The sequence below is a fragment of the Paracoccus binzhouensis genome, assembly GCF_016446475.1.
Lineage (GTDB): Bacteria > Pseudomonadota > Alphaproteobacteria > Rhodobacterales > Rhodobacteraceae > Paracoccus > Paracoccus binzhouensis.
Window position 1 is genome coordinate 1 of the sequence record NZ_JAEHFP010000173.1, and the last position, 5,950, is coordinate 5,950.

6 protein-coding genes are annotated in these 5,950 nt (G+C 58.2%); all 6 read left to right on the forward strand.

Annotated elements, in window-relative coordinates; genetic code table 11:
- The first annotated feature begins 122 nt into the window (after positions 1 to 122).
- Complete coding sequence (locus tag I9P22_RS22765) at positions 123 to 1,019, forward strand: LysR family transcriptional regulator (protein ID WP_199262380.1); 897 nt, start codon at positions 123 to 125, stop codon at positions 1,017 to 1,019.
- A 186-nt stretch (positions 1,020 to 1,205) separates the two neighbouring features.
- Complete coding sequence (locus tag I9P22_RS22770) at positions 1,206 to 1,820, forward strand: hypothetical protein (RefSeq protein WP_199262382.1); 615 nt, start codon at positions 1,206 to 1,208, stop codon at positions 1,818 to 1,820.
- A gap of 38 nt (positions 1,821 to 1,858) precedes the next feature.
- Positions 1,859 to 2,671, forward strand: coding sequence for an AfsA-related hotdog domain-containing protein (locus I9P22_RS22775; RefSeq protein ID WP_199262384.1), 813 nt, complete (start codon positions 1,859 to 1,861; stop codon positions 2,669 to 2,671).
- A 13-nt stretch (positions 2,672 to 2,684) separates the two neighbouring features.
- Positions 2,685 to 4,322 (forward strand): HAD family hydrolase, encoded by a 1,638-nt coding sequence (locus I9P22_RS24990; protein ID WP_199262386.1) that lies wholly within the window; start codon positions 2,685 to 2,687, stop codon positions 4,320 to 4,322.
- A 16-nt stretch (positions 4,323 to 4,338) separates the two neighbouring features.
- Complete coding sequence (locus I9P22_RS22785; protein ID WP_199262388.1) at positions 4,339 to 5,052, forward strand: SDR family oxidoreductase; 714 nt, start codon at positions 4,339 to 4,341, stop codon at positions 5,050 to 5,052.
- A gap of 11 nt (positions 5,053 to 5,063) precedes the next feature.
- Positions 5,064 to 5,950, forward strand: an 887-nt coding sequence (locus I9P22_RS22790) for a DMT family transporter (protein ID WP_199262390.1), incomplete at its 3' end; no start/stop codon positions are given.

Here is a 5,950-nt window from a genome sequence, read left to right on the forward strand (position 1 = left end):
TTGCGTGCCAAGGTCACCTCCCACGTAGAGATGATCTTGAATCACAGCCAGACGCGCAGGGGAATCCTTTTTGTCAACACAACCTAGAGAAAGATGGTAATTGATTTTTCAGAATTGGAAAGATGGCGAATAACAGGTTGAACTGGGATGATGCACGCCCCTTCCTTGCGGTTGCCCGCTTGGGCACCCTGAGCGCTGCCGCAAGTCATCTCCACATCGGCATCGCTACCCTGTCCAGGCGAATCGAGCGCTTGGAAAGTGCTCTCGGCGTGCCTCTCTTCATTCGGGCGCAGTCCGGCTACCAATTGACCGAAGATGGGCAGGCGCTCATCGAGAAGGCGGAGATACTCGAATCGGCTGCCCTGTCCTTCAGCTCCATGGCCTCATCCCGTGCAGAGATCGCAGGCCGCGTCCGTCTGGCGACGGCCGAAACCCTGGCGACGGAAATCGTCATCCCCGCGCTTCCGCGTTTCGTGCAGCTTTATCCGCGCCTAAATGTTGAGGTCGTGACCGATATCCAGACGGCGAACCTGCATCGGCGCGATGCGGATCTCGCTCTGCGAATGGTTAAGCCCGAACGCGGCAATGTCTCGCTTCAACGGGTGGGCACGCTCGGCTGGGGCCTCTATGCCAGCGAGAGCTATCTTCTCCAGCATCCCTTCAAGGATTCGGACAAGGCCCTTTCCGGTCATTCCATCATATCCTGGAGTGAAAGCCACGCCGAGCTTTCGGCAGCCAAATGGATCGACAGCCTCGCACCTGCCTCAGGACACACGATCACGACGACCGGGCTGCAAACGCAACTCGCCGCCGCCAAGGCGGGCCTGGGCATTGCGGCCCTGCCGCACTACTTGGGCCGCGGCGCCGCGCTCAGGTGCCTTCGAAAGAACTTCGGGCTCGATCAACCGATCTATCTCGTCGTCCAGTCAGATCTCACCCAGTCTGCCCGCGTTCGAGTGATGTGCGATTTTCTCCGGGAAATCATGGCGCAGAAGCGGCCGTTCTTCGCCGCCGATTGATCGGAAGAGTCGATCTCGTATTTTCCAATATCGGAAAATCTTTCTCACGAATTAGTTATATATTTGCCCCGGACCATCCCGCACACATGAAAGGTGTGCGGCGGTCTGAAGATATCGGGGGGACCCGGCAGTCTTTCGACAACAGAGCGCTGACACGCAGCATTTTTCGCAGCATCGGAGAAATGAATGTCGTCTCGCTTCATCATGATTTCACGTTTCAGGACGATTCCCGGCAGGGAGCAGGAGCTGATTTCCATGCTCCCGCAGGGACCCGATCGTCGGCTTCTCAAATCCGTCGAAAACCCCGAAGTGATCGAGATCCGTGCGCTCAAAGACAGCCTGACGCTGATCAATCTCGTCACCGAGGCGCCCCAGGTCGATAACAGCCAGATTGCCGGATTGCTGGTTGCTGACGTGCGCCGCGAAATCCTCGATTTCGTCGAGGCGCCGAAGGATTGCGCCGATCTGCTACCCCGGACACGCTACATCCAGCTTCGCCATGTTGAAGTGAAGCCGAGCATGATGTCCGCCTATCGCGCGTGGCGCGACGAAACCATCTTCGAAGTCGTGCGCGCGCATGACCCCGCAGCCGTCTTCCTTGCCTATCATTCGCTGATCAGCGGGGTGCCTGGGGTCATGTTTCTGGCTGGATTTGATACCGACATCGCGACCTACACCACTGCATTCACCGATGATCGCTACCGCGAAATCGTCCAGCAGGCCGGTGATACATACATTACCGGCGGAGCCGAGGGGCTCTACACCGAAGTCTATGAAGGCGAAATGGCCGAGACTGCCTGAACCACGGCCATCATCTTCCATCAACAATGAGGTACTAGATGGGACGTCAAGATTTCATCGTTGTTTCTGACAAGTTCTCCGAATTCGCCCGTTTCAACGGCGGCATGACGCCGGCGCAGATCAAGGCGATGCTGATGCTGCCCGACGGCATCCTGCCGAAAACCATCTCCCTTCATCGCGGTCAGGGGCTGGCCGATGCCGAGATCGAGGAACTTTCGGCCATGATCCGCGAGCGGGACCCGGATGGGGCTAGGTGGAAAATCGAAGGCCTGCTCGCTCTTTCTCCGCGTGCAGGTGGCGAGTTGTCGCACAAGCGCAAACACTGCAACACGCTTGTCGCCAACCCGACAAAGATCGATGGCGACACCTACTCCATGGATCTCTGCATCGACCAGAACTGCGAGCTGATGGATGATCATCAGACCGGGCAGCACGTTCAGGGCATGATCCTCATCGAAGCTTCGCGCCAAGCATTCCTTGTGGTCACGGAGGCATTCTTCCTTCGCGAGCGGAACCAGAAATCGTACTTCGTCATCAACTCAGTCACGAGCAAGTTTCTCAACTTCGTCTTTCCGGTCCATGCGCATCTCCTCTATCGGGTTATCTCGAAGGACATCAACGACCGACGTCAGAAATTCGATGTCGAGATAGATCTGGTCCAGGCCCAACAGGTTTGTATGACCACGACGTTCTCCTTCACCGTCTATCCGGCCGATCTCATAGCCCAAAAAGAACGCGATCTCGCGGAAACCGCGGCACGGAACTGTCTCCAGCGAATTGTTCAGATGCGCCTTGGCGCGAACGGGGCGTCGAGATCGCATTCCGGCGCGTCCGGTATTCATCCCGCTTGACCGGAGATCATTCGTGAAACGCCGGTATCATCTCAGCATCACAACACAAGGGCCGCTCTATCCGCCAAGCGAAGTCATGGACGGAGACGGAAACTTCATCGTCATCGGCGCCGTCAACGGAACAGACGAAGCCGGCTCGGTCACGACGAAATGGGGCGGGGCCATCGTGTCCCCGTTCAGCCCCCTGCCGAACTTCGGTGAGCGCGCACCCTATGACATCCTCGAGACATTCGACCCCGAGAATCTTCCCCGACACCTGAGCCGCAGAATCTTGCACACGCTGCCGCTTCCCCTGCCGTGCAACAACTACGGAATGGTCTTCGCCCCGGCTCAACGCCCGGATGCGGATTTGGATGTTCGCGAGAGTTTCCCCTTTCATCTGACGCCTATCCCTGACGCCGAATGGGTGCATGGACGTCAGATGCGGTCGCCGGTGACACTGGGGGATTGGATAAAGGCCAAGGGAGAACTCACCGTATCACTCGAAAACGATTCCCGCGAGGCGCGGTTCAGTTTTGTGTTTTCCGGCTTGGTGCCGAAGTCGGTCTATACGATCATGACGCTACGGGAAGACGATCTGAAGCCGGGAGTCAAGACGCGCCCTGGACCGCTCGGCATCCCGAATGTCTTCGTAACCGACGATCTCGGTGCTGCGGCTTTCGAGGCCGTCCTTCCGGACCCTTTCCCGCCGGGAAGTCGGCCAGGGAACCGCGTCATCAATGTCGTGGTGCTCTTCATGAGCTACCAGATGAGCCATGGCGGTGCGATCGGTATCTACGGCCTGGGCGGCGATATTCATGCGCAACTCAAGCTGCCCGGAAAGGCATTCGAGGAATTCGAGACGAAGCCGTTCCTCGAAGTGTCCGAAACTGCCGCGCCTGCCTACCTCGCCAGAACAGAGCCCGAGGCGACAAACCGCAACGTCTATGCGTTCTTCGATGTCGATGAGACGTTGATCCGCACGAAAAGCATGTTCGATTTCTATCGCTTCTTTTGTGGGCTGCGGGGCACCACCCGGGAGTTGGAAAGGTTCGAAGCCGATTTTGCTGACATGCTGGCGCAGGATCTGCCGCGCGAAGATCTCAATCGCATCTACTACAGCTATCTTGCAGGAGTCTCGCCGGCCGAACTCAAACGAGCCGGGCAGCTCTGGTGGCTGGAAGTCTCGAAGCGTCCCGGATTTTTCCTCCAGGAAAGCTGTGACCTGCTCAGGGATTTGCAGGCCGCAGGCGTGACCGCCGTGTTCGTGTCGGGGTCCTTCAAGGAAATCCTCGCCCCGATTGGCCGCGAATTCGGCGTCACGAATTTTCTCTGCGCACCCATGCGGGTCGGTCAGAATGGCCTGTACGACGGTAGCCTCGGCGCGCCACAGACCATCGGCGCCGGCAAAGCTGAAGCCATTACGCTGTTTCTCCAGCAGAAGGCGGCCAATCCCACATTCTGTTGGGCGGTAGGTGACGATCTGAGCGATCTGCCAATGCTGGAGCTTGTCGGCAATCCGGTTGCCGTCGGTGACCAGACTCCCCTTGCCATACTGGCGTCCGAACGCGGCTGGGTTGTCCTTCCTGGAGGACCTTTACCGAGCGTACGGCGCCACCAAGGCGATGAACGATTCAAGGCGGCTGCCAATGGCCATCTCGGCATCCGCTGACATGAAAGGACATACCATGCAATCGAAACGCATTTTTGTCACCGGAGCTACCGGAGGGATCGGTGCAGCCGTCGTCTCCCGCCTCCTTGCCGACAAGCACACGGTCATTGCCGCTGACGTCGTTCTCCCCGAACTTCCCTCTGGCGGCGACGAGAACCTTTTCGTGCCGCTCGCCTTCGATATTCGGGACACGGCAAGCGCCGAAAACGCGATGGCGACGGCCGTGGCTGCGACTGGCGGCCTTGATGCCCTGATCAACGTCGCCGGAGTCTGTTATGGCGGCGATCCTGAAACAGCTTCGCCTGAAGATTGGGCGACCACGTTCGATATCAACGTGAAGGGCATGTTCCAGCTAACCCGCGCAGCACTGCCGCACCTGAGGCAGCAGCGGCGATCAGACATTGTGAACATCTCGTCCATCTGGGGCGTGGATCACACTCACGCGTTGCTTTCCTACTCCGCATCGAAGTTCGCTGTCGAGGGCTACACGGGCGGTCTGCGGATGTGGGGAATGCCGAAGAATATCCGCGTCTGCGCCATCCAGGTTGACAAGGTCGATACCGGCTTTCGCCAAAATCTCGGGGCAGCCGGCGAGTTTCCGCAGGAAAAGCTCGACCGCATGCTCAAGCCCGATGACGTCGCCTCTGCCGTAGTTTTCACCATCTCCACACCGGACACAGCGCAAATCTCCTCGATGCGGCTCGACGCGCCGCTCTGGTATCAGTCATAAAGGGGCAGTGCATGAAAACGAGCGCCAGCACAGCGGTCATCATGACCCTGCTCGCAACCTTCTTCTGGGGGTCGAATTTCCAGGCGGCCAAGATTGCGCTGTCGAGCAATCCACCATGGACCGCGTCTTTCGAACGCTTCATTATTGCCGTGATCGGCACCTTCGCTATCCTGCTACTCAAGGAGAAGGTTCGCTGGGAGATCCTCTCACGCAATCTCATGCCGTATATTGTACTAGGCGTGATCGGCGTGGCGGGCTTCAACGGATCACTCTTCGTCGGCTTGCAGACCTCCAGCCCGATCACCGCATCCCTGATCATGGCCACGACGCCGATCTCGGCGAACATTATCGAGGCGATCATCAACCGCCAGGTTCCGGCGACAGATCGTATCGTCGGGATGATCATCAGCCTATTCGGCGTCTCCCTGGTCATCACGAATGGTCAGATCCTGTCCGGCCATATCGACTTCGCGCCCGGCGACGTCATCATTCTCGCCGGCTCCATCGGATGGGCGGCCTATACTGTTGGCACCAGGGCCTTCGTCACCGATTCGACACCGCTTGAAACCACCACCTGGACCATGCTTTTCGGGACCATCGCGCTCGGCTTGGCTGCCTTCGCATTCGAATCTCCAGTCGAGGCGGTAGTCGTGGGCTCCGGTATCAGCTTCCTCGCAATTCTGTGGATGGGGATCGCCGGTTCGGTCTTGGCCTATCTGTTCTGGAATGTAGGAATTGCCGTACGTGGGCCAGGGAAGACCTCGATTTTCTTTAACTTTGTCCCCGTTTTCGCTCTCCTGATCGAAGTCACTATGGGTACGATACCGCACTTGGTCCAGATAATTGGCATTGCAATAACTATCTTCGGTGTGCTGGTCGGTCAGGGACGTTTCTCCAC